At 69.0% G+C, this 21,526-nt stretch carries 18 protein-coding genes, 1 tRNA gene, 2 pseudogenes and 1 riboswitch; of the genes and pseudogenes, 9 read left to right on the top strand and 12 right to left on the bottom strand.

The features are described from left to right. Positions 1-278: 278 nt before the first annotated feature. Together AB0A61_RS19640 and AB0A61_RS19645 are read right to left on the bottom strand one after the other, a co-directional pair. On the bottom strand, positions 279-716 hold the full coding sequence (locus AB0A61_RS19640) for a DnaB-like helicase C-terminal domain-containing protein (RefSeq protein WP_361293334.1): 438 nt from the start codon (positions 714-716) through the stop codon (positions 279-281). Beyond that, on the bottom strand, positions 707-898 hold the full coding sequence (locus AB0A61_RS19645; RefSeq protein ID WP_361293337.1) for a hypothetical protein: 192 nt from the start codon (positions 896-898) through the stop codon (positions 707-709). Before AB0A61_RS19645 ends, AB0A61_RS19640 begins: the two co-directional genes overlap by 10 nt. Positions 899-1,346: 448 nt before the next feature. Between AB0A61_RS19645 and AB0A61_RS19650 the strand changes: the two genes are divergently transcribed. From AB0A61_RS19650 to AB0A61_RS19665, 4 genes are all read left to right on the top strand, one after another. After that, positions 1,347-2,024: a sigma-70 family RNA polymerase sigma factor gene (locus AB0A61_RS19650; RefSeq protein WP_361293340.1), complete on the top strand. Its 678-nt coding sequence runs from the start codon at positions 1,347-1,349 to the stop codon at positions 2,022-2,024. Between the two features lie 4 nt (positions 2,025-2,028). After that, positions 2,029-2,283, top strand: coding sequence for a zf-HC2 domain-containing protein (locus tag AB0A61_RS19655; protein ID WP_361293343.1), 255 nt, complete (start codon positions 2,029-2,031; stop codon positions 2,281-2,283). Between the two features lie 368 nt (positions 2,284-2,651). After that, positions 2,652-4,043: an NAD(P)/FAD-dependent oxidoreductase gene (locus AB0A61_RS19660; protein WP_361293346.1), complete on the top strand. Its 1,392-nt coding sequence runs from the start codon at positions 2,652-2,654 to the stop codon at positions 4,041-4,043. Between the two features lie 12 nt (positions 4,044-4,055). Further along, the gene (locus tag AB0A61_RS19665) at positions 4,056-5,282 is read left to right on the top strand and encodes a cation:proton antiporter (protein WP_361293349.1); all 1,227 of its coding nucleotides are present in this window, start codon (positions 4,056-4,058) and stop codon (positions 5,280-5,282) included. A gap of 75 nt (positions 5,283-5,357) precedes the next feature. Here the strand turns inward: AB0A61_RS19665 and AB0A61_RS19670 are convergent, their stop codons facing one another. From AB0A61_RS19670 to AB0A61_RS19680, 3 genes are read right to left on the bottom strand one after another with little or no spacing between them, the layout of a single operon-like run. Then, complete coding sequence (locus AB0A61_RS19670; RefSeq protein ID WP_361293352.1) at positions 5,358-6,461, bottom strand: glucose 1-dehydrogenase; 1,104 nt, start codon at positions 6,459-6,461, stop codon at positions 5,358-5,360. Further along, entirely contained in the window at positions 6,458-7,468 is a 1,011-nt protein-coding gene (locus AB0A61_RS19675) for an aquaporin (RefSeq protein WP_361293355.1), read from the bottom strand. The genes AB0A61_RS19670 and AB0A61_RS19675 overlap by 4 nt, the downstream gene beginning before the upstream one ends. A 32-nt stretch (positions 7,469-7,500) precedes the next feature. Continuing rightward, positions 7,501-9,360 carry a glycoside hydrolase family 15 protein gene (locus tag AB0A61_RS19680; RefSeq protein WP_361293358.1) on the bottom strand — a complete coding sequence of 620 codons (1,860 nt, stop codon included), beginning with the start codon at positions 9,358-9,360 and terminating at the stop codon, positions 7,501-7,503. A 642-nt stretch (positions 9,361-10,002) separates the two neighbouring features. Here AB0A61_RS19680 and AB0A61_RS19685 point away from each other — a divergent pair. Both AB0A61_RS19685 and AB0A61_RS19690 read left to right on the top strand, forming a co-directional pair. Then, positions 10,003-10,443 (top strand): annotated as a pseudogene (locus tag AB0A61_RS19685) (helicase); the annotation flags it as partial. A gap of 238 nt (positions 10,444-10,681) precedes the next feature. Further along, positions 10,682-11,914 (top strand): hypothetical protein, encoded by a 1,233-nt coding sequence (locus AB0A61_RS19690; protein ID WP_361293361.1) that lies wholly within the window; start codon positions 10,682-10,684, stop codon positions 11,912-11,914. On the opposite strand, the gene AB0A61_RS19695 is transcribed toward AB0A61_RS19690, so the two are convergent. Both AB0A61_RS19695 and AB0A61_RS19700 read right to left on the bottom strand, forming a co-directional pair. After that, positions 11,898-13,616, bottom strand: coding sequence for an asparagine synthase-related protein (locus tag AB0A61_RS19695; RefSeq protein ID WP_361293364.1), 1,719 nt, complete (start codon positions 13,614-13,616; stop codon positions 11,898-11,900). The genes AB0A61_RS19690 and AB0A61_RS19695 overlap by 17 nt on opposite strands. Positions 13,617-13,677: 61 nt before the next feature. Then, on the bottom strand, positions 13,678-14,304 hold the full coding sequence (locus AB0A61_RS19700) for a lasso peptide biosynthesis B2 protein (protein WP_361293367.1): 627 nt from the start codon (positions 14,302-14,304) through the stop codon (positions 13,678-13,680). Between the two features lie 453 nt (positions 14,305-14,757). Between AB0A61_RS19700 and AB0A61_RS19705 the strand changes: the two are divergent. Further along, positions 14,758-15,181: pseudogene (locus tag AB0A61_RS19705) on the top strand (transposase); the annotation flags it as partial. 44 nt (positions 15,182-15,225) lie between these two features. Here AB0A61_RS19705 and AB0A61_RS19710 read toward each other — a convergent pair. Then, positions 15,226-15,399, bottom strand: a complete 174-nt coding sequence (locus tag AB0A61_RS19710) for a hypothetical protein (protein WP_361293370.1) — start codon at positions 15,397-15,399, stop codon at positions 15,226-15,228. Positions 15,400-15,561: 162 nt separating this feature from the next. Here AB0A61_RS19710 and AB0A61_RS19715 point away from each other — a divergent pair, with 162 nt between their 5' ends. Further along, a complete protein-coding gene (locus AB0A61_RS19715) occupies positions 15,562-15,906 on the top strand; it encodes a Tn3 family transposase (protein ID WP_361293803.1) in 345 nt (114 codons plus the stop codon). Positions 15,907-15,931: 25 nt separating this feature from the next. Here AB0A61_RS19715 and AB0A61_RS19720 read toward each other — a convergent pair whose 3' ends face one another. Then, positions 15,932-17,239 carry a divalent metal cation transporter gene (locus AB0A61_RS19720; RefSeq protein WP_361293373.1) on the bottom strand — a complete coding sequence of 436 codons (1,308 nt, stop codon included), beginning with the start codon at positions 17,237-17,239 and terminating at the stop codon, positions 15,932-15,934. Next, entirely contained in the window at positions 17,236-18,582 is a 1,347-nt protein-coding gene (locus AB0A61_RS19725) for a CBS domain-containing protein (RefSeq protein WP_361293376.1), read from the bottom strand. The genes AB0A61_RS19720 and AB0A61_RS19725 overlap by 4 nt, the downstream gene beginning before the upstream one ends. A 309-nt stretch (positions 18,583-18,891) precedes the next feature. Beyond that, positions 18,892-19,063: riboswitch (M-box (ykoK) riboswitch) on the bottom strand. Positions 19,064-19,656: 593 nt separating this feature from the next. Between AB0A61_RS19725 and AB0A61_RS19730 the strand changes: the two genes are divergently transcribed. After that, positions 19,657-19,730: transfer RNA gene (locus tag AB0A61_RS19730), tRNA-Met, on the top strand. Positions 19,731-20,162: 432 nt separating this feature from the next. Here AB0A61_RS19730 and AB0A61_RS19735 read toward each other — a convergent pair. Both AB0A61_RS19735 and AB0A61_RS19740 read right to left on the bottom strand, forming a co-directional pair. Next, positions 20,163-20,771, bottom strand: a complete 609-nt coding sequence (locus AB0A61_RS19735) for a DJ-1/PfpI family protein (protein WP_361293379.1) — start codon at positions 20,769-20,771, stop codon at positions 20,163-20,165. A gap of 168 nt (positions 20,772-20,939) precedes the next feature. Further along, on the bottom strand, positions 20,940-21,287 hold the full coding sequence (locus AB0A61_RS19740; RefSeq protein WP_361293382.1) for a hypothetical protein: 348 nt from the start codon (positions 21,285-21,287) through the stop codon (positions 20,940-20,942). Positions 21,288-21,526 lie beyond the last annotated feature (239 nt).

The following is a 21,526-nucleotide window of genomic DNA, read 5'->3' on the forward strand; positions in this document are numbered from 1 at the left end:
GGAATACCTCGACACCTCGGGCCACAGGACGCTCGGGGGCACCGGAATCAGAAGGTGATCTCCAGGCCGATGAAGGGATACCTGACATGGCGGCGGTGAGCGCGCAGTACCAGTCGCCGAGCCGGGCCCAACACGTACTTCCGCCGGAGCAGGGCGCCCGCCTTCTCGAACGAGGTACAGGCGCGACCGGCATGTCCCTGCGCCCTGTCCGATCCGACTTCCATCCGGCACCAACCGTAAGATTCCGATACGGAATTTGAGACCCTACAAAGGTCGCGTCAGGCCTGCGCCATGTCGACGAAGCGTGAGTAGTGGCCCTGGAAAGCGACCGTGATGGTTGCGGTAGGGCCGACGCGGTGCTTCACCACGATCAGGTTGGCCTCACCCGCGCGGTGGGAGTCCTTCTCATAGGCGTCCTCGCAGTGGATAAGAATGACAACATCCGCCAGCCCGCCAGTGTGCACCCCGGTCGCGGTGCGAATCGCTCGTAAGGATGGCCGCTTGACCAGGTCTTGTCGAACGCACTGCTTGCCGATCCATCGTTGTCCATAGGCGATTGGAGGTCGTCGTAGTGCGGGACACGCGGCTGGTGCAGACGGCAGTGATCGGGAACGAGCACTCGGATGTGCCCGCCGTACTGCCGACCGAAGCCATCGAGCTGGATGGGTTCCGCCGTGTGCATGCCCACGACGCGTTCTGGTGCTTCTCAACCCCATGGCTGCGCGTGGGGATTCCCACCGTCGGCCGCGCCGTGCATGGCAAGAGGTTGTGCCGGGGAGCCGGCCGCAGCAGCGAGGAACAGCGCGTCCAGCCGGCCCTCGGCATCGCCGTCGCTCCAGGTGAGCGCGGTCTGGTAGCCGAGTTCCGCGCCCAGCGTCATGAGGTCCTCGGGGTCCACACCGCCGGCGGTGGAGCGCGCCGTCTGAATGCCCGCGAGGTCCCCTCACCGGCCTGCCCGGCGACTACCCCGGCCTTGTCCGCCGCCGCGCCCTGGACCTGTACGAAGCAATCCCCGACCAGCACCACCACGAGCGCGCCGTACGGGACTTGCGGGACATCCTGGCGGCCGCCTCAAACGCATAGGCCGTCGCTCATGGAGCTCTCCCGCTGGCGGTGAAGCGGCGCCATGCCAGGGGGCCGTCCGTCGACGACGCCGCCCCGGCAGCGGAACTACGCGGGTCTCCGCCCCAGCTCGGGGGATCCCAGGACGGAGACACGCACCTCCAGCTTCAGCCCGCCGGTGCTGCTACGCGCTACGCCGCGGCTCGAACTCCAGCGTCAACAGACATCGTGCGCGAACCCCCGGCCCCCATATGACAGCCGGGAGTGAGGGGTTTAGCGTCGAAATGGAGCTCGATGACTCCACTTGTATGAGGCGGGCTGCCGTGGTTACCGACAGGGCCGATGCGCTCACCGTCCACAGGCTCCGGGAAGGCGACGAGGTTACGTTCGTGTCGATCATGACCTCGTGGTCTCCGGGGATGCTGAGGCTGGCACGGGTGTACGTGAGGACGTCACAGTCGGCGGAGGACGTGGTTCAGGACACGTGGCTGGCGGTGCTGGCAGGGCTGGACGGGTTCCAGGAGCGCTCTGCGTTGCGGACGTGGGTGCTGGGGATCTTGGTCAACAAAGCGAAGTCCTGCGCCCTCCGGGAGCACAGGATGCTCCCGACGGACGTGCTGGACAGCCAGGGGGCAGGTCCTACCGTGTCGCCCGACCGATTCCGTGGACCGGAGGACCAGTGGCCCGGGCATTGGCGGGTCTTTCCTGAGCGGTGGCCCGTGATGCCGGAGGACCAGGTGTTGTCGGGCGAGCTTCGTCAGCGGATGGGACGGGCCTTGGAGAGCTTGCCGGGCAGGCAGCGAGAGGTGATCGAGCTCCGGGACGTCTATGGGTACTCGGCGGACGAGACGTGCTGGATGCTGGACATCTCCGCGGTGAATCAGCGGGTCCTGCTGCACCGGGCGCGTGCGCGGATGCGTGCCGGCATCGAGGAGTACCTGCGATCCGCAGTGGTGGGGTGACGTGATGGCCGAGTCGGAGGGTCTCAGTTGCGCCGAGTTCGTGGAACTTGTGACGGACTACCTCGAGAGGTCGCTCGATACACGGTCGCGTCTGCGGTTCGAGGAACATCTGGCTGAGTGCGAGGGCTGTGAGACCTATCTGGAGCAGATGCGCGAAACGTTGAGCATGCTTGGTCGTATTCCGCGCCAGACGCTCTCGGAGGAGGCCCAGGTCCGGTTGCTCACTGCTTTCCGCGACCGGAAAGCCACCGCGTCGTGAAACGTTTCGGCTGTCGGAGGCTGCATCCGTCGTCTTGAGGGCGCCGAGGTCGGCGAAGTCATGGCCGAAGTCGTTGTTGGCTGGGTGAGGGCCGGCAGCGGTCAAGCGGACATGCAGGTCGGTGCCGCTTTCCGGGGGGAGGCTCTCCAGCCGCAGGATGCGGGAGCCGTCCGTCAGGTTGAGTATCCGGGCGGTTCCGGAGCCTGGGCGGCACGGCTCGCCGCAGAAACGGGCAAGAGCGGCGCCACGCGTGTGCGTGTGGTCTGCCGATGCGCCGCATTCGGTGCAGCCGGCTGCGGGGCGACTGTAACGCCGGGCTGGGGTGAGGGGACACAACCGGACGGGTCGTTCGTGTGGAGGAGGCCGACATGCGCGAGCTGCAGGTGGATGTCGTGGTGGTCGGGGCGGGACCGGCGGGTGAGAATGCGGCGGGTCGGTGCGCTGATGCCCGGTTGTCGGTTGCGGTGGTGGAACGGCAGCTGGTGGGTGGGGAGTGTTCGTATTGGGGCTGTATTCCGAGCAAGACGCTGCTGCGGCCGGGGGACGCGGTGGCGGCCGCCCGCCGGGTGCCGGGGGCCGCTGAGGCGGTGACCGGAGGTGTGGACGCGCAGTCTGCTTTCGCCCAGCGCGATTACATGACGAGTCACTGGCAGGACACCGGGCAGGCCAAGTGGCTCGCCGACCGGAATATCACACTGGTGCGCGGGGCTGGGCGGCTGGCTGGAGATCGCGTGGTGAAGGTGACCCCCGAGGACGGTGACAGCACACAGCTGACGGCGAGCAGGGCCGTAGTGCTGGCCACGGGTACCGCGGCGGCCATCCCGCCCGTCGACGGATTGCGGGAGATCCGGGTGTGGGACAACCGGGGCGCCACCGCGGCCAAGGAGCTCCCGTTGCGTCTGCTGGTGCTGGGTGGCGGGGCGATCGGTGCGGAGATGGCGCAGGGGTTTCATCGGCTGGGTTGTCCGGAGGTCACCGTGGTGGAGGGGACCGATCGCCTGGTTCCGCGGGAGGAGCCGTTCGCGGGCGAGGAATTGCGGGCGGCCTTCGAAGCCGAAGGCATCACCGTCGTCACCGGTGTCCTGCTGCAAAAAGTCCGGCGGGAGGCCGCGGACGCGCCTGTGGAGGCGACGCTCGCCGACGGCCGGAAACTGGTCGCCGACGAGATCCTGGTGGCGGTGGGACGCCGTCCGGCGACGGCCGATCTGGGTCTGGACAGCGTCGGCCTGCAGCCGGGCCGCTTCGTGGAGGTCGACGACCGCATGAGGGCGACCGGCGTGTCCGGTGGCTGGCTGTACGCCATCGGAGACTGCAACGGCCGCGCGCTGCTGACCCACATGGGCAAGTACCAGGCCCGGATCGCGGCCGACGTCATCATCGGCAAGGGCGAGCCCACCGCCACTGACGTGGTTCCCAGGGTTACCTTCACCGACCCGCAGGTCGCTGCCGTGGGGCTGACCGAGGAGCAGGCACGCGAACAGGACCTGCCGGTGCGCACCGTCAGGTACGGCACCGGCGACGTGCCCGGCTCGTATGTGCGGGGCAACGGGCTGGGTGGCACCAGCATGCTGGTGGTGGACACCGAGCGGCGGATCGTGGTGGGAGCCACCTTCACGGGCCAGGACGTTCAGGAACTGCTGCATTCCGCCACCATCGCGGTGGTGGGCCGGGTGCCGCTGGAGGTGCTGGGGCACGCGGTGCCTTCCTTCCCGACGGTGAGCGAGGTGTGGCTGCACCTGCTGGAGCAGTGCGGGGTGTAAGGGGGTCTCGGCATGCCTGACGTGTCGTTCGTGAATCTTTTCGCGGTCACCCTCGTGGCGCTGCTGGCCCCCTTCCTGCTCGGGCTTGCTCCCAAGGTGCGGATCCCGGCGGTGGTGTTGGAGATCGTGGCGGGCATCGTCCTGGGACCGTCCGGCCTGGGCTGGATCAGGGCCGATCTGCCGGTGCAGATCGTGGCCCTTCTCGGTCTGGCCTTCCTGCTGTTCCTGGCGGGCCTGGAGATCGACGTGCACCGGCTGCGCGGACGCCTGCTGGGCTCCGCGCTGCTCGGCTACGCGATCACCGTGGTTCTCGGTGTCGCGGCCGGGGTGGCTTTCGGCGCGGCCGGCTGGGTGCACAGCCCTGTCCTGGTCGCGGTCACACTGTCCGCCACGTCGCTGGGCCTGGTGGTGCCCGTACTGCAGGACGCAGGACGGGTGAACACCGACCTCGGGCAGATCACCATCGCGGCTTCGTCCGTGGCGGACTTCGCAGCGGTGCTCTTGCTGTCGCTGTTCTTCTCCGGTTCCGGCGGAAGTACCGGAAGCCGCGTGGTGCTGCTGGTCGCTTTCGCTGCCTTGGTGGCTGTGGCCGCGGTTGCCGTCGAGCTGGCGGGACGCTCGATGCGGGTGGGTGATGTGCTGTTGCGTCTGCAGGACACCACGGCGCAGATCCGGGTCCGAGCGGCCGTTGCGCTGCTGGTGGCGTTTGTGGCTCTGGCGGAGAAGTTCGGCCTGGAAAGCATCCTCGGGGCCTTCCTCGCGGGCGGGGTCGTAGGCCTGGTGGACCGTGACTCCGCCTCCCACCCGCACTTCAGGATCAAGCTGGAGGCCATCGGGTACGGCTTCGTGATCCCAGTGTTCTTCGTCGCCAGCGGCCTGCGGCTTGATCTTCGCGGGCTTCTTGCGAGCCCCTCGGCACTCCTGAGGGTTCCTGTGTTCCTGCTGGCCCTGCTGGTCGTGCGCGGCGTGCCGGCCCTGCTGTATCGGCGTTCGGTGGGGAACCGCTCATCGCTGGCGGTGGCGCTGCTCCAAGCCACGTCCCTGCCGTTCCTGGTCACCGCCACGCAGGTGGGTGTGGCCTCCGGCTTGATGACGCCTGTCACGGCGGCAGCCCTGGTGTGTGCGGGTCTGCTGTCGGTGCTGCTGTTCCCGGTCTCCGCGCTGGCCCTGCTGCGCAAGGGAGCAAAACCCGAGACCCGTGCCCGTATGGATCGCTCGAGGATGGGCGAAGCCATGTGAGCGGGCCTGCCGACAACCATGCGGGTTGAGCCAGTGAGGGGGGCGGAGCTGTGGCCGTCACCCTCGGCACATCATTCAGGCTTCGGCGATTTCCACGAAGACTTTGATGGCACCTGGCGCACCGAGTGCAGCGAGAGCCTCGTCGTAGTGGTCGAGTCCGTGGACCGGGTGGGTGAGCAGGCGCGAAAGCCAGCCCGGGTATTGGGCTTCGGCGACGGCGAGGTCCCGGACGCCTGCCTCGAAATGTTCGCGGTTGGCGTTGACGGTGCCGAACATGACCTTGTTACCGAGGACGAAGTCCAGGTTGATCGCGTCCGAGGGGACTTCGCTGCGGCGCATGCCGCCGGTGACGCTGGACAACACGAGAATGCCGTTCTTCGCGACGAGATGGCACATGGCGTCGAAGACGATGGGCGAGTACCCGGTCGCCTCGAACACCAGGTCGTAGCCACCCGTCTCGGTGCCGTTCTGGGCGAGGGACTGCTGCTTGGTGCTGATGTAGGCGGCGCCGATGGCCTCTGCGAGGTCGGAGTTGAGGTAGGGCGGCTCGTCCAGGCCGAAGATGGTGACCTCTAGGCCGCGGTTGCGCAGGATCATGGTCGCGAGCAGTCCAATGGTTCCCGCGCCGAGGACCGCCGCGCGGCGCGGCTGCCACACCTTCAGCCGGCGCTGGATCTCGTAGGCCTCGATGATGCCCTTCTCCGCCACACTGGTGGGCTCCAGCAGGACGGCCACGTGTTCGAGGCGCTGGGGTATTTTGACGAGGTAGCGGGGATCTTCGACGTAGTACTCGGTCAGGAAGCCGTTGACCCGGCTGATGCCGTGCTCGTAGTAGGCGTCGTCCGTGGTCATGTCGGGCGTGTCGATCAGGTCGTAGAGACTGTCGCCGGCCCGGCGGACCCGGGCGACCACGTAGTCGCCCGGGGCGAACTCGGTGACGGCAGGGCCGACCTCCTCCACGCGGCCGAGGCTTTCGTGACCCGTGATCAGGTAATCCTGCCCGGCAGGGGCGGTGCCGTACTCCCCGGCGTTGATTTCCTTGTCGGTGCCGTCCAGTCCCAGGCGCAGGATACGGACCATGACTCCCCGACCGTGCGGGATGTCCTCCAGTGACGGCCTGGGGACGTCGATGAGGTGTGCGCTGCCGGCTTTTCCGGGAAGAACGCCGATGGCTTTCATGGTGTTGGTGTTCCTTTCACAGGCAGTACCAGCCGCACCGGACGCCGCCGCTGCACGGCGCGCCCGTCTGGGGCCGGGTGCGGTCGTGGTGAGCGGCTCGGGTCACGGACGGGTGTCGGTACGGCGTCCGTGGAAGTGAGCCAGGTGACGGCAGGCTTGTGCCAGACCGCCTCGTTTGCGGCCGACCGTCTGTCCGGGAACCCGCCGGTGCGTGGCCGCAAGGACCGCACCCTGCGGACACGCCGCTCCGGCGGGGTGTAGCGACAATCCAGGAAAGGGCGGGCGTAGGCGTCGTCGTGGATGAGCTTTCCGCACGCCACCGGCCGGCGGCGCCGCCGGTACAGCACCGCCGCGGCCAGCGCACCCGCCAGCGGGGCGATCAGGTACACCCACAACCCGGTCCAGGTGCCGCCCACCAGAGCCGGTCCCAGGCTGCGCGCGGGATTGAGGCTGGTGCCCGACACCGGCGCCTCGACGAACACCAGCGTCGCAACCAGCAGCCCGGCTGCCGCAGCCGTGTACGGCATCAGACGGGACCGGTCCACCAGATTCAGGGTCAACGCCACCAGCAGGAACGTGGCAGCCGCCTCGGCCGCCAGACAGGCCCAGACACCCCCGGTCCCGGGCACGGTCGCACCAAGCTGCACGTCGGTGGCCCACCTGCCCCACAGCAGCAGGACCAGCACCGTCCCCAGGACCGCTCCCGCGACCTGCGCTGCCGCGTAGCCGGCGGCGCTGCGCCCGGTCATCTTGCCCAGCCGGTAGAAGGCGAGGGTGACGGCCGGGTTGATATGCCCTCCGCTGATGCGGCCGAGCGGCGAGTAGACGATCAAGGTCGCCGAGCCCGCAAACAGCACCCCGGTCAGCAATCGGCGCAGGTCCGCGCTCGGAACGGCGGCGACCACCGGCGAGTGGGCTGCGAAGTCGGCGACGACCGCGCTGAGGCCCAGCAACAGCAGCAGGGCGGTGCCGGTGAACTCGGCGGCCATCTCACGCCATCCCGTCACGGTGCGGCCTCCCTCAAGGCCCGGTGGTCTGCTCAGGCCGCGATGGGCCGGCGTGCCTGGCTGATCGCCCAGGCTGCGTTGACCAAGCCGATGTGGCTGAAGGCCTGAGGGAAGTTCCCCAGCAGCTCGCCGGTGGCCGGGTCGACCTCCTCCGCGAGCAGGCCCACGTCATTGACGTAGGCAGCCGCCTGCTCGAACACACCGCTCGCCCGCTCAGCCTGCCCGGCCAGGGCCATGGCCTGGGCCAGCCAGAACGTGCACAGCAGGAACGTACCCTCCTCGCCGGCAAGGCCGTCGACTCCGCCCTCGGTGCGGTACCGGTAGACCAGGCCCGCGTCGTCGGTCAGCCTCTCCGCGGTGGCGTCGATGGTGGCGACCATACGCGGGTCGTCAGCCGGCAGGAATCCGACGATCGGCATCATCAGGTTCGAGGCGTCCAGAGCCGTGGAACCGAAGTACTGGGTGAACGCGCCCGCTTCCTCGCTCCAGCCCTCCCGCAGCACAGCGTCGTGGATCTCCTCCCGGGTCCGCCGCCACGCCACCACCTTGTCCGCGGGCGCGCCGAGGCGGTCCGCGAGGCCGATGGCCCGGTCCAGGGCCGTCCAGCACATCACCTTGGAGTAGAGGAAGTGACGGGGTTCGCCCCGCACCTCCCAGATGCCCTGGTCCTTCTCCGTCCAGCGTTCGGCGGCGGTATCGGCGCAGGCGATGAGGAACCACCGGGTGTCGTCGTCGATGCGCTGCAACTGGTCCGCCAGACGGTGAGCGGCATCCAGCAGTTCCCCATAGACATCGATCTGCTGCTGGCTCCAGGCTCCGTTGCCGACCCGGACCGGACGGCTGTCCCGCCAGCCCTTCAGGTGCGGCAGGGTGCGCTCGGACAGGTCGTGCTCACCTCCCACCCCGAACATGATCTGCAGCGACCGCTCTTTGCTCAGCGAGGGCGCGGCAGTCGCCAGGAAGGAGAAGAAGTCCTGTGCCTCGTCCGGACAGGCCGCGACCCAGAGTGCTTCCATGGTCAGCGACGCGTCGCGGACCCAGGTGTAGCGGTAGTCCCAGTTCCGCTCACCGCCCACGCCCTCGGGGAGCGAGGTGGTGGCGGCGGCGACGATGGCGCCGCTGGGCTGGAAGGACAGCGCCTGCAGCACTCGGCCGCTGTGGTGCACCAGTTCTCGCCAGGGTCCGTCGTACGCCTGGTGCAGATCGGACCACGAGCGCCAGGCGGCGATCGTCGACTGCAGCCGGCCGGCCAGTTCCTCCTGAGGCCACACATGAGCCGGGGCCTCCTCGAGCGTGGAGCGATGCATGCCGAAGTACAGCGACTCACCCGCACGGACGGTGAACGCCGCATGGGCGCTGGCGTCCGTGAAACTCATCGCCGTCGGTGTGGTCAGCACCAGCCATTCGGCGCCGCCTCGTGAGGTCACTCCACCCGGCGTCGCGGACAGGATCGGAGCGATCAGCCCGTACTCGGGGCGAGGCCGATAGACCGTCTCCATCGGCACCTCTCCGTCCACACCGGAGACCCTGCGCGCCAGCAACCGCGGCACCCCGACCCCAAGCCGATGGCCGCCGTTGTCCGCCCCCACCAGCAGGGCATCGGTCAGCACCACCGTCCCCGAAGCAGTCCGGAAAGTCGTCTCCAGCACCATCGTCTGCTCCACGTAGCGCCGCGAGACCTCGCACGACGCTGACGGCCGAATCGACCAATGACCGGCCTCCTCGTCCAACAGCCGCCCAAACATCGATGGACTGTCAAAACGGGGAAAACACAACCAGTCGACCGAACCGTCACGGCTGATCAACGCGGCGGAATGACGATCGGAAATCAGTGCGTAATCGGCGATGGCGATCGAACTCATGGCAGCTCCCACAAACGGCGTCGACACCATGCAGTCCGTCCAAAGGCCCAGACGTTACGCGGCAACGAACACTGAGCCTCTCCCAACCTGGGTTGAAGGCGTTGAGGCGAAGGGCGAGGAAGCTGGAGGACCTGCGAAGGTTCCCGAAGATCGGCCGGAAGGATCTGACGACGGCGCTCGGTGCGGCCCTGATCGCTACCTGGTCAGCGCCTCGATGCACTCATCGTGTCGGAGGCGTCCACGATCCGTCGACCGCGATGCCGTCCGCCGCGGCGATCCGGTCGCGAGACACCAGCACGAGCGCGCCGTACGGGAGCTCCTGGACGTCCTCACGGCCTGATGCGGACCTGCGGGCGGCGGGCCCGGTACCTCTACGCCGGTTCCCACAGCGGGCGCGCGAGCCCGGTTCCGTCGCAGTGGAGGCAGCACCCTCCCCCACGGGTACGCCGGGCGCCGATGTGCCGGTGGCGTTCTGGAAGAGACGGATGAATCCAGCGGCGTACTCGATACTGCGGATCGCCCGGGTGCCTCGAGTACGACGGGGAGAGTGCGCCGCATCGCCGGTGCGCGCCGATGCGGTGTTCATCTTCCGCACCGGTGCACACCGGTGCACACCGGTGCGCACCGGTCACCACAGCCACGCGGTGGAGTGCCGCACCCGGGACAGGGCGCGCCCGCTGCTACACCCTCACCCTCTGCGAGGCCATCGACCGACGCATCTGCCCCCTACCAGGTGGTGTGCATCGACATCGCCGACACCCTGCTCCAGGCCGCCCAGCTACTGGGTGCCGAGGCGCGCTCGGACCAGGTGCGCGGGGCGCGGCTCGCCGCGGTGCAGACCGCGCTGGTGAAGACGCCGGCCGGGGGAGGCTTCCGAAGGACGCTGGTCTTCCACCACGTCGTCAAGGGAGCCGAGGCGTTAGCGGCCGGCCTCCCCATGCCGCCGCACAGCTGCACGCCAAGGCCTACCTGGGGTCCGTGAAGGCCCTGGGCGAGGGCGTCGACACCCGCAACTGTGACTCCGTCTCCTGGGCTGACGTACGCGGCTCCATGCCGGATCTCGTCCAGGCCGTGGGCCGGGCGCTGCGCACGCAGCCCGGCGAAGGCAAGGTCCCACGTCCGGGGGCGTCCGATGGCGCCCCCGTGGGTGACCACGGACGATGGTGACAACCCTCGGCGCGGCCGCGGATCCCCCGCGGCCGCGCCGCACACGTGTGTCTCGGCACGGCATATGTGCGGCACGGCCCGCGGTCTCAGGAGGTGATCGGTGCGGACTCCCCCCAAGCCGCACAACGGCTTGCACCCGAGAGTGTTACGGCCCTCGCTGAATACCCGGCGGGCCCGGCTCGACATGGCAGGGACCCTGCTGGTCCTCCTCGCGACGACGGTGCTGCTGGGTTGGTTCGGGCTCGGCAACTTCGCCCATGCTCTGACCTTCCCCGGTCGCCTCACCGGTGCTGTCTTCATCGCGATCGCCTTCACCACGTTCCTGGCTGTCGGCGCGACGCTGGACCACTGGGTCGGGCATGGCTTCCAGTACTCGGGCCTGGTCGCCCTGATCGGCGTGTTCGTGGCGCTCCTGCTCGACGCCCTGATGCTGCACAGGACGCTGAAGAACGGCGATCTGGTGGTCTTCCCGGTGGTGTTCGGCGTGCTCACGGCGGCGGCGGCCTGGGCTCTGTACGCAGTGTGGCGGACGTCGGTCACGGTCCCCGCCCCGAAGCGGGTGGCCGCTGCGGTGATCATCTCCGCGGCCCTGGCCGTCGCCAATTTCGGCTACCAGAACCTTTATCTGCCGTACCGGCGCGAGGCCAGGCCACTGATCACGTTGTCCGTGGACAAGGCTGTGTTGAGCAAGGACCGCAAGGCGTTCGCCGTCCCGGTCGACATCACGATCCAGAACCACGCCGATGTGGGGTTCTATGTGCTCGGCACGGAAGTCCACGCCATGGGGGAACTGGTGGGGCTGAGCCCCCAGGACCGCCTCCGCCAGCAGTGGCGAAGGGATGCCGAGCAATTCGCCCACTCCACGGGGGAGATGAATCCGCTCTCCCGCAGGGAGATCCACCAGCCTGGCGAATTGGTGGAGGCGAAGCCCTGGATGCAGCCCGGAAACTGGATCGAGCCGAGCGACGCCTTCACCACGCGCATGGTGATGCAGCTACCCGTGGACACGCGGTACGACCACGTGGCCTTCTATGCCACCGCGAGCCTTGCGCGCAAGGACCAGCTCGTGCTGGAGCCACCACTCACCTTCGTGACGACCTCCTGGGGTGGTGGCGACGTCCCGAAATGGGTGAAGGCGCAACAGAAGGCAGGCCTCGACTCCCTCATCTACCGTGCCCGGGTGCACGAGAACAACGCGATCGACGAAAGCATCAGGGAGCCGCGATTCGTCAGCATCTATTGGACGTTCGGCACGCACGGTGCCAGTCTGCAGTCGAGCATCACACGCAAGGGCGAAGACGACAGCGGTCAGTTGTCCGGAGAGGACCAACGGGCGTTGGTGAGCCGGTACGGCCTCGTCGATCTCTTCGCCGGCCCCGTCGAGCGGACCCTGTGGGACATCAAGAGCCTGCACTGAGCCGCTCCAGCCAGGCCACCAGCGCGAGCGAACTGTTCATCCGGTCCCAGGAGTGCGCGTCTCCCATGCCGAGCTGCGCCTCCCCCACGGCCCGGCACAGCGTCTCGACGTCGAACATCTCCGTGACCAGCGGATGCTGGGCGGAGCGGCACAGGGCGATGAGTTCGTCGCCGTGTGTCCGCAGGCCGCGGGCGTAGAGGTCGTCGAAGGAGACCTTGACCGCCCGGCCGCGGATCGCGGCCGGGAGAAGGTCTGCCAGGGCCTCGCGGAGAACGGCCTTCGGGCGGCCCGGCCGGAACGTGGCTGCTGCAGGGAGTCGGCTCATCGTGGCGACGACCTCGGGGTCGAGGAACGGATGCGAGAGGAAGAACCCGTCCGCTCCCGCGCGGTGCCAGGACAGCGGATCGGGAGCGGCGACGTAGTTGGCGGCGTCGTACAGCGACTGTTCCGGTCTGCGCCCGAACACGAAGCGGCTCTCCGCGAGGCGGGCCTCCCGGAACCCGTGAGCCCGCGCGAATCCGGGCCGCAGCCATCGGGGGCGGGCGAAGGTGCCGAGTCCCCCCAGCACCGTTCCGCCGCGGGACAGTGCGGTGATCCGTTCGGCCGTGAGCGGGAGAGTCGGCTGGACCACATAGGTGTGGACGACGTCCCGCAGGCCCCGTTCGCTCCCCTCGGCCCAGGCGCGTGCCTGCCGGGTCATCTGCCGGATCTGGCCCGTGCGGGCGAGCCTGTGCAGGTGGAAGGGGTTGGCGTCGGCGACCGGGTCGGCCCCGCAGCCGGTCAGGAGGGTGTCGCAGCCAAGTTCCGCGGCCTTGCCGTGGAGTCTGCTCCAGAACGGGGCGCGGAACGCGTGCGCATGGGGCTCGTCCGCGTCTCCCGCGTGGTGCCCGAAGTCGTCGAAGTCGGCCACGTCGTCGGCGTCGACGATCACGGGGCGGACCGCGGGGGTGTGCCGGCGGATCTCCTCCAGCGCGAGGTCGAGGTAAGGCTGCTCCGCGGCCAGCTCTCCGTGGGAGAAACGCCCGGCGAGCAGGACGAGCTCCCGGGGGCCGCCGGGGCCCGCGGCCAGCAGGCGCGCGGCGAGCAGCGCGACACCGGTGGAGTCGGTGCCGCCCGAGACATGGCACGCCGTCGTCGTGCCCATACGGCGTCCTACGGCGTTCTCCAGCGCCAGGCGCAGGTCCTGCGCGGCCTCGTCGAGGCGGGGTCCGTCGGCGGTCGACGCGGGCGCGTCGGTGGCGGGACGGGCGCGTCGCGGCGTACGACCGCGCAGCTGCCCGGTGAGGGACAGCTCCACCACCTCGCCGCCGAGGACGCGGTGCACGCCGGTGAACGGGGTGAGGTCCGTGTGCGGCTGCGCCATGTTCCCGGTGAGGTACCGGCAGAAGTAGCGGGGATCCAGCTCTTTCGCGTTCCCCAGGCTGCGGGCGGACGTGCTCACAGCATTCACGACGCCACCCGACACCCGGAAGAACAGGGGGATGCGTGCCTGTTCGTCGCGCAACAGAAGGATGCGGTCGCGGCACACCACCACGGCCGCGTAGTCGCCGACCGGCAGCGGCGGGACGGCGCCCTTCCGGCCGAAAGCATCGAGGAGGCCGTGTGCTCCCCCCGACCGGTCGCGAGCCGAGCCGACCCAGCCGACAACACCCGCGGTGCCGGCCGGCGAGGAGACCGCCGTCACGAGTCCCTGACGCTTCATGGCGTCGGAGGTCCACAACCTCGGTGCGCCGTCAGCCCACTCGAGGTGGAGAGCGTCCATGTCACCGTCCCCCGCAGTCGATCGCGAGCACCGATGTGAAGGCGTGCCCTCGCGGATCGGCGTCCGGGATGCAGACGCCGGCCGAGGCCGTCCAGGCGTGCATGGCGAAGGGGTGTTCGCGGACACCGACGTGGAGTACGGCCTTCAGGCCGCGCCGCCGGAGCAGCAGGAAGGCCGTCACGGCCTCAGCCTTGCAGTCGCCATTGACGAACCAGCTCCTGCGGCTGTGTGTCTCCACTGCTCGTTTCAGGCGTCCCAGCTCCTGGACAGAGGGGAGGTCGGCACGTTCATAACCCGGGACTGCCAAGGACAACAGACGCAGGACACGCCCGAATCCAAGGGTCCGGATGAGCAGGTGCACTCCGCGCAGCCAAAGCCCGACGGCGCCCGTGTCCGCATGCTTCTTTCGGCGGCCGGTCGCGCACCCGGCCCGCACGAGAACGGTAACCAGCTCTGAGCGTTCCTCAGGGCTTCCCTCGGCGAACTTCCGGACGTCCGCCCCGGCCATCATGAGAAAACGCGTCCGTTTCCAGTCGGCGATCAGCGCCCCATCGGACATCCGGCTGACACGGCAATACGGCGACAGCATCCTTGCCATGGCTGCCAGGTCATCGGCGTCCTCTGCCACCGTTCATCCCCAGGAATCCACTGTGCCCGGCGTCAGGACTGGTATCCGTGACCGTCGTAGAATCCGCCGCTGAAACCACGGATCAGACGGCTGCTACCGAGAAGGATCAGCCGATGCGGCTTACGGCGCCGCAGCAATCGCAGAAACATCGCCCACCTCCAGAGGCAGGTAGGACCGATCCACAACCAGGCTACGCCGCCGCGAATCGCCTGCAACCGGACTACCGCCGCCGTCTGGCGCGACGACCGCGGAGCCGGCCGACGCATCGGGGTGGTTCTTCGAGGTCTCCTACCATTTGGTAGCGCTGACCATCCCTGTGCCTGGCGGATGAACCATAGCTGCGCGGCGCGCGTTGGCCATGAAGAGGTCCTCGGCGCGCTCAGCCTCGAGGAGGTCGGCGGCGACCGCGATGTCATCAACAGCCACGTGGCCACCCCCTGGGCTCTCGCGTGTGCGGCAGTGGTGGACGCGCAGAGCGTGAAGACCTCGGGCAACGTCGCCGAGACCAGCCAGGACATCGACGCCGACAAGAAGATCAAGAGACACAAGCGGCACATGATCACCGACACCCTCGGCCTCGTCCCGGCCGTCCTCGTCGCCGCCGCGTCCGTGCACGACACCACCGGTGGCAAGTTGCTGCTCGACGACCTGGCCGCGGCCCATCCCAGCGTCTCCAAGGTCTGGGCCGACGGCGGCTACCAGAGCAGCATCTCCAACCATGGCGCCGAGCTGGGCATCGACGTGGAGGTGGTGCAGCGGCCGCGGGGCCAAGGGGTTCGAACCACTGCCGAAGCGGTGGGTCATCGAGCGGACCTTCGGCTGGTTGATGCAGCACCGCCGCCTGGCGCGGGACTACGAGGCCCTGCCACAGAGATCCCGAACGATGACCCGGCGACCCCGTCAGGCGCGGCATGGCTGTGCCTACGGGAGTTCCCTTATGTAGTGCCGCCATTGCAGCGGGGTGAGTTGACCGGCGGTGCCGGCGCAGATCCGCCGGATCGCCTGGCCGAGCGCGAGGGGTGTGCACTCGATCGTTCCGTCCGGTCCCGCTGTGGCCGGGAGTTGCCCGTCCGGGCGGTACGCGGCCGTCTCCATCGCTTCGGTGTGCCCTGCGGTGAGCGCTCTGCCCCAGGGAGCCGGCCGGACGGACAACCAATCTCGACCTGCCGCTCGACCTCGAAGGCCCGCTCTCAGTGCAGCATGTCGCCCACGTGGCCGCTGTCGGCCACAAGGAGAAGGTGATGGAAGTTCAACGCCCTGCTCACGAACGCGGTGATCTTCCACAACGCCCTGGACATCGCCGAGATCGTCCGCCGGCTGCTGGAGGAGGGCTGGGAGATCGATCCGGAGGAGCTGGCCCACATCTCGCCGTACCTGACCCTGCACATCAATCCGTTCGGCGAGTACTCCACGTACCAGCTCGGCATCCAGCCCGAGGCGGAGGACCCGAAGCTGGACGTCGACTCCACCCCGCTGCGCGAGCAGGACTGGCCGCGGCCGTCTCGGGCCAGGTCGCCTGAACCGGCCCGGACAGGGGCCGCCACTCTCCCCGCCCGGGCGCCTGGCAGGTACGGATTCCGCAGGTGCTGTCCGCCGCCGTAGATGTGTCAGGTCGCCGCGGGCGGGCTCAGGCGAGACCGAACCAGCCGAGGACGGTCTGGACGAGCAGGATGGTGGACATGCCTGCGACGCCGACGACCACGGTGGTGGCGGCGATTCGGTAGCGCGGGCTGTTGGCGGCCTCGCCGAGCAGCGAGCGGCGGTTGGCCAGGACCAGCAGGTAGACCAGGACGACGGGACTGATCAGGCCCTGGAGGACCTGGGTGCCGATCAGCAGCTGGATGACGTCCACCGGGGTCATCGCGACCGCGGCGCCCAGGACGATCTGGGCGGTGAACAGGCCAAGGAAGAGCGGGGCGTCGCGGAAGCTGCGGGAGACGGAGCGCTCCACTCCGGCGGCCTCTCCTACGGCGTAGCTGGCCGACAGCGGGACGACGGCGCCGGCCAGCGCGGAGGCCCCGATCAGACCGAGCGCAAAGAGCAGTTCGGCATTCTGGCCGGCCACCGGTTTGAGGGCCTCGGCCGCTTGGGCCGCGGAGTCGAGCGAGCCCGTACCGCCGATGGCGGAAGCTGTGGCGACGATGATGGTCAGACTGATGATGCAGGCGAAGACGGCACCGAGGACGGCGTCGGCGCGAATCAGCGGGTAGTCGGCGGGCTTGGCGCCCCGGTCCACGACCCCCGCCGCGGCGTAGAACTGCATGTACGGGCTGACCGTGGTGCCGATCAGAGCGACCGCCAGCAGGATGAAGCTCTTGTTCGGCTCGATGTGCGGGACGACCAGATTGTGGCCGACGGCGCCCCAGTCGGGGTGGCCGAGAATCATCGCGATCGGGTAGGCGAAGAACGCCAGCGACATGATCAGGAAGATGCGTTCGGCCCAGTGGTAGGAGCCGAACAGCACCAGCGCCCACAGCAGGATCGCGGCGGGCGGGACGACCGCCCACTTGGGCACGCCGAGGAGTTCGAAGGCGGCGCCGATGCCCGCGAACTCGCTGACGACCAGGCCGGTGTTGGCCAGCAGCAGGCAGAAGACGGCGAGTGCGGTCAGGCGGAGGCTGAACTGCTCCCGGATCAGGGCGCCGAGGCCCTTGCCGGTGTGGGCGCCGAGGCGTACGGCCATCTCCTGGACCATGACCAGGGCGATGGTGACCAGCACCATGAAGAACAGCGTGCCGTAGGTGTACTGGGATCCGGCCGAGGCGTAGGTGGCGATGCCGGCGGCGTCGTTGCCGGCGTTCGCGGCCACCAGGCCGGGGCCTGCGATCGCCGCGACCATGGTGATGCGCCGCCAGCCGGTGCGGCGGGCGGGAGCCGCGCCGTTCGTGGACCCGGCCGCCGCGGTCGCGGTGGTGGTGTCGTGGTCGCGGGTCACTGCAGGAACCTCCGGAAGTGCAGGCGCCCGCGTTCGGGCAGCAGGGCGTCGAGCAGGTCGTCGGCCAGGATCCGGCCGAGCGGCCGGTCGCTTTCGTCGACCACGAGGAGGGAGGAGGCGCGGGCGGCGACCAGCTGGTCGGCAGCCTCATCCAGCGGAGTGTCCGGGCGGACGGTGGTGGGCGCCCCGAACTGGGCCTGCCAGGCCACCAGGTCGGCCACCGGAGTGGTGTCCTCGGCCACGGCCAGGTCGAACAGCGCGAGGTCGCACAGCAGCCGGCCGGTGTCGTCGACGACGGCGACGGCGTCGATCTCGGTGCGGTGCTCGGCCTGCTCGGCCAGCTGGGCCCGAACCTCGGCGACGGTCTCATCCCGACGGGCGGTGACCAGCAGCGTGGTCATGGCACCGCCCGCAGTGCCCTCCCGATGGGCCAGCAGCCGGCGCAGCTCCCCGGCTTCGCCGGCCGGCATGCGGGTCAGCAGTGCCTCGCGCTCCTCGGGCTTGAGGTCGCGCAGGGCGTCGGCGGCCTCGTCCGGCTCCATCTCGTCCACCAGCCGGGCGGCGTGCTCCGGCTGTGCCTCGCGCAGCAGGTTCTCCAGCTCCGCAGGTTCCATTTCCTCCAGCGCGTCGGCGGCCTGTTCCGGCTCCAGCCAGCCGAGCAACTGCTGGCGTTCGGCGCGGCCGAGGTCTTCGAGGATGTCGGCGAGGTCGGCGGGGCGCAGCCGGTGCAGCGCGGCCCGGGAGGCGCGCAGCCGCACCTCCGGCGGCCCCTCGGTGGCCTGTTCGGCGAACGGGGCCATCGCCTGCCAGTCCAGTACCCGTTCCGGGGTCGGCAGGCTCTGCCAGCGGCGCGGACCGAGCCGGCGGATGAGAGTGGGCAGGGAGACGTCCACGCCGACCAGCACGATCTGGTCGACCAGGGGCGCCAGGTACAGGTCGGCGGCGCGGGTGACCTGCACTCCGTCGACATCGACGAGCTGGTGGTCGAGTACGTCCTTGGCGAGCAGGACCTCGCCGGGGCGGCGGGCGAAGTCGCGCAGGTCGACCCGGGCGGTGCGCAGGCGCACGTGTCCGGCCTGCACCTTGCCGATGGCGTCGGCGGCCAGGAACGTCCGCCGCCGGCCGATGCGCAGGATCAGGCCGGTGACCGGCGGGTACGGCTCCGTGCCGTACAGGCGGGCGACCACGTCGACGACGCGGCCGACCTCCTCACCGGCCTGGTTGGTGACCGGTCCGCCGACCAGACCGGCGAGCGAGACCAGTGAGGTACGGACCGCCTTGGACGCGGTGGCACGGCGCTCCAGATGAATCCGGCGGTCGCGCAGACGGGCCGAAGTGGACATGAGCAGAGTGTGGGCAGCCAAGATGAACACCCCCTTGCCCCGTCACGACGGGGCACCGGGCGGCCCGTGGCAGCCCACTTCCTCCCTGATCCGGTGACGGCAGGCACGCCAGTACGCGGCCTGCCAAGGGCGATGAGCCGACGGATCAGAGGAGAGCGGGCTGTCCCGGGCCGCGGAAGGACGGCGCGGACAACACGAAGAGGGGCCGACTATGGCCCGGACTACTGTCCATGTCGCCTCCTCCCGGTCCCGGCCGCGCGACGGGGCGTCACGGCCATGCGGCAAGGGGCAGCCGGGACGGATGGTCCCGGCGCACCCCAACTCGTCAGAGCTTTGGCACTCCACGGCGTGATCCCCCGAAGGGGAAGCCACTTGGGGTCACCCCTTGGGCCGGGGAGACCTGTCCTGATCCGGAGCGTCTCTCGACGGGTGGGATCAGTGGCCTGTGTCCGTGAAGACGCCTCACCGAACGAGGTGTCTGTTCAAACCTCCCAAAGAATACGCCCCTGTCCCCCCGCACCCCCAATCCATGACCAGCCCTTGACCCCACCGCCGCGGCTTCGCCCTGGAATACACCACGCTCGCCTGGCACGTCGTCGGCGTCGTCGTGCCGGCCATCGCGGCGATCTCCCGCCGCACTGGCCGGGTTCGGCCTGGACTCCCTGATCGAGATCGGCGCGTCCACCGTGGTGGCCTGGGAACTGTCCGGCACCGGCGAGGACCGGCAGCATCACGCTCCGGCTGATCGGCGTCGGCTTCGGCCTGCTCGCCGTCCACCCGCTGGTGCAATCCGCGTGGGTGCCGGCCACCGGCTACCACCCCGCCACTCGTCGCTGGGCATCGCCCGGACCGCGATCACCGCCGCCGTGATGCACGTCGAAACGGACCAGCCCCATCAAATCCGCCAGGTCTGCCGCGTAGGCCGACGCTTCCTCGGCCAGCAGGCACCGGAGCCGGACCCGCTACCAGGACGGTCGCGACTTCATTGCTTGATCGCCTTGGTCACTCTGCAAGAGCCGCACCCAACGTCGATTCGCCCCAGCCGGATCGATGCCGTACAGTTCAGCGTACCGACGCGGGGTGGAGCAGCTCGGTAGCTCGCTGGGCTCATAACCCAGAGGTCGCAGGTTCAAATCCTGTCCCCGCTACTCACGCGTGAAGGCCCGGTGTCCACCGGGCCTTCATTGCGTCTGGGTCCGCTCGAACCCGATCCTCAGGCGACCAAAAGGACCAGGGGTAAGAAGGCGTCAATTGGGCAGCACCGAGCCTAGGCGTTCTGCCCCCCGGCGGCGATCTGACCCGGCGAGCCAGGTCGGTTGCTGAGTCGGGGCTCACAGAACCGCGCTTGCTCGGACAGTGCTCGTGATCGTCGGCGACGGCTGAAAAGTGGACCAGTGGCGACGCTTGAATTCGCCGTGTTCGCCGGACTGCTGGGCATCAAGTTCCTGCTCTGAAAGCCTCGGGATCCGGAAGCCAAGGGCCTGGTCGAGCGGGCCAACGGCTATCTGGAGACAGGCTGCGACAGAGCCGCGCGGGCCCGATCAGGCGAGAGCACCGCAACATAGGGCTGATCCGGGGCTTCAGCGCAGTGCAACCTCGCCCGCGTGGATGGCACGCATAGCGCGCTCGACAGTCTCCTGGTTTTCGCCGACCGGAGCCACGTAGCCGATGACGTCGCGCGCGGCGTCCTCCCCGAGCATTCGGGTGATCACCCACGTGGCGAGGTACTGGGATGCGAGGCAACCGCCCGCCGTAGCGATGTTCCCCTCCGCGTGGAACGGCGCGTCCAGCACGGTGACGTCGCAGGCTTCGACAAAGGGTCGGCTCGTGATGTCCGTGCACGCGGGCATCCCATTCAGCAACCCGAGCCGGGCGAGCACCAGCGCGCCGGAGCACTGCGAACCAATCAGCTGTCGCGAAGGGTCGAGCAGCAACGTAGAGAGCAGCCGGTCGTCGGCGACTACGTCACGTGTCTTCACCCCGCTACCGATCAGCACGACATCTGCCTCGGTCACGAACTCCATCGGGCGCTGCCCCGTCACCTCCACGCCGTTCATCGACGTGACCACCGGCGTCGGCGTCGTAATGAACGCTTCCAAGCCGTCCTTACGGCACCGGTTAATCAACGCGGAAGCGATAAAGCTGTCGAGCTCGTTGAACCCGTCGAAGGTGACCACGGCTACCTGCATCACAACTCCTTAAAGTACGGATGCCCCAGCCTCCCCGGCGCCCCGTTCCGGGTCGAGAGCCAATCAGCAGCTGGTGGCATGCCCTACCCCGACTCAGACCCTCGCGGTGCAGCGGCCCGGGCGGGCCCGGACCGTCGAAGACCAGCACGGTTTGACGTGCTCCCTGGCCTAATGGCCGGGGATTCCGGTCTGGGTCGTGTGACCCTTCCGGGGGCTTCCTGCTTCACCGCGCTGTGCGGGCACGTGCTCGGCCGAACGGTAGTAGTTGGAGGCGCGCAGGAAGCCGTCCCTGGCGCTCACCGGGTGGCCCGCTTCCAAGGCCCGTTGGGCCTCGCCCGCCACCCGGTTGGCCGTGGCCGGCCACTCCTCGTACCAGCTGCCGTAGTCGCCCTCGGTGTTACGCCGGCTCGTGGCGACCACCTCGCCGAAGTCCGCGCCACCGTAGGCGACATGACCGAACGAGCGCAGGGTCTCGTACCAGAACTGGGCGTCACCGGGAAACAGCAGTCGCTCCATGACTCTCTCCTTCGCATTGCAAGGTTGCCGAACCACAGGCTCCCGTCGGGCAGTGTTCACTTTCCAGGCGAGACAGGGGGTGGTGACTGTCCAACCCTGTCCACTGCCGCTCGTGACCGACCCGAATCTGCGAGCACCCCGACCATCAGGTACGCGTGTCCGTCGACACCCCGTGGGGGTGAGAGGGGAGCACGGAAGAAGCAAGTTCCGTCATGGAGGCATGCGGATACAGGAAGCCG

It is taken from the genome of Streptomyces sp. NPDC046197 (genome assembly GCF_040646295.1).
Lineage (GTDB): Bacteria > Actinomycetota > Actinomycetes > Streptomycetales > Streptomycetaceae > Streptomyces.

Coding starts and splice junctions, on each gene's coding strand:
- AB0A61_RS19670 (WP_361293352.1), bottom strand. CDS start 6,461: ATGAAAGCCATCGGCGTTCTTCCCGGAAAAGCCGGCAGCGCACACCTC.
- AB0A61_RS19665 (WP_361293349.1), top strand. CDS start 4,056: ATGCCTGACGTGTCGTTCGTGAATCTTTTCGCGGTCACCCTCGTGGCG.
- AB0A61_RS19680 (WP_361293358.1), bottom strand. CDS start 9,360: ATGGTGTCGACGCCGTTTGTGGGAGCTGCCATGAGTTCGATCGCCATC.
- AB0A61_RS19710 (WP_361293370.1), bottom strand. CDS start 15,399: ATGGAGACGGCCGCGTACCGCCCGGACGGGCAACTCCCGGCCACAGCG.
- AB0A61_RS19735 (WP_361293379.1), bottom strand. CDS start 20,771: ATGCAGGTAGCCGTGGTCACCTTCGACGGGTTCAACGAGCTCGACAGC.
- AB0A61_RS19660 (WP_361293346.1), top strand. CDS start 2,652: ATGCGCGAGCTGCAGGTGGATGTCGTGGTGGTCGGGGCGGGACCGGCG.
- AB0A61_RS19695 (WP_361293364.1), bottom strand. CDS start 13,616: ATGAAGCGTCAGGGACTCGTGACGGCGGTCTCCTCGCCGGCCGGCACC.
- AB0A61_RS19690 (WP_361293361.1), top strand. CDS start 10,682: ATGGCAGGGACCCTGCTGGTCCTCCTCGCGACGACGGTGCTGCTGGGT.
- AB0A61_RS19640 (WP_361293334.1), bottom strand. CDS start 716: ATGGGGTTGAGAAGCACCAGAACGCGTCGTGGGCATGCACACGGCGGA.
- AB0A61_RS19655 (WP_361293343.1), top strand. CDS start 2,029: ATGGCCGAGTCGGAGGGTCTCAGTTGCGCCGAGTTCGTGGAACTTGTG.
- AB0A61_RS19650 (WP_361293340.1), top strand. CDS start 1,347: ATGGAGCTCGATGACTCCACTTGTATGAGGCGGGCTGCCGTGGTTACC.
- AB0A61_RS19725 (WP_361293376.1), bottom strand. CDS start 18,582: ATGTCCACTTCGGCCCGTCTGCGCGACCGCCGGATTCATCTGGAGCGC.
- AB0A61_RS19740 (WP_361293382.1), bottom strand. CDS start 21,287: ATGGAGCGACTGCTGTTTCCCGGTGACGCCCAGTTCTGGTACGAGACC.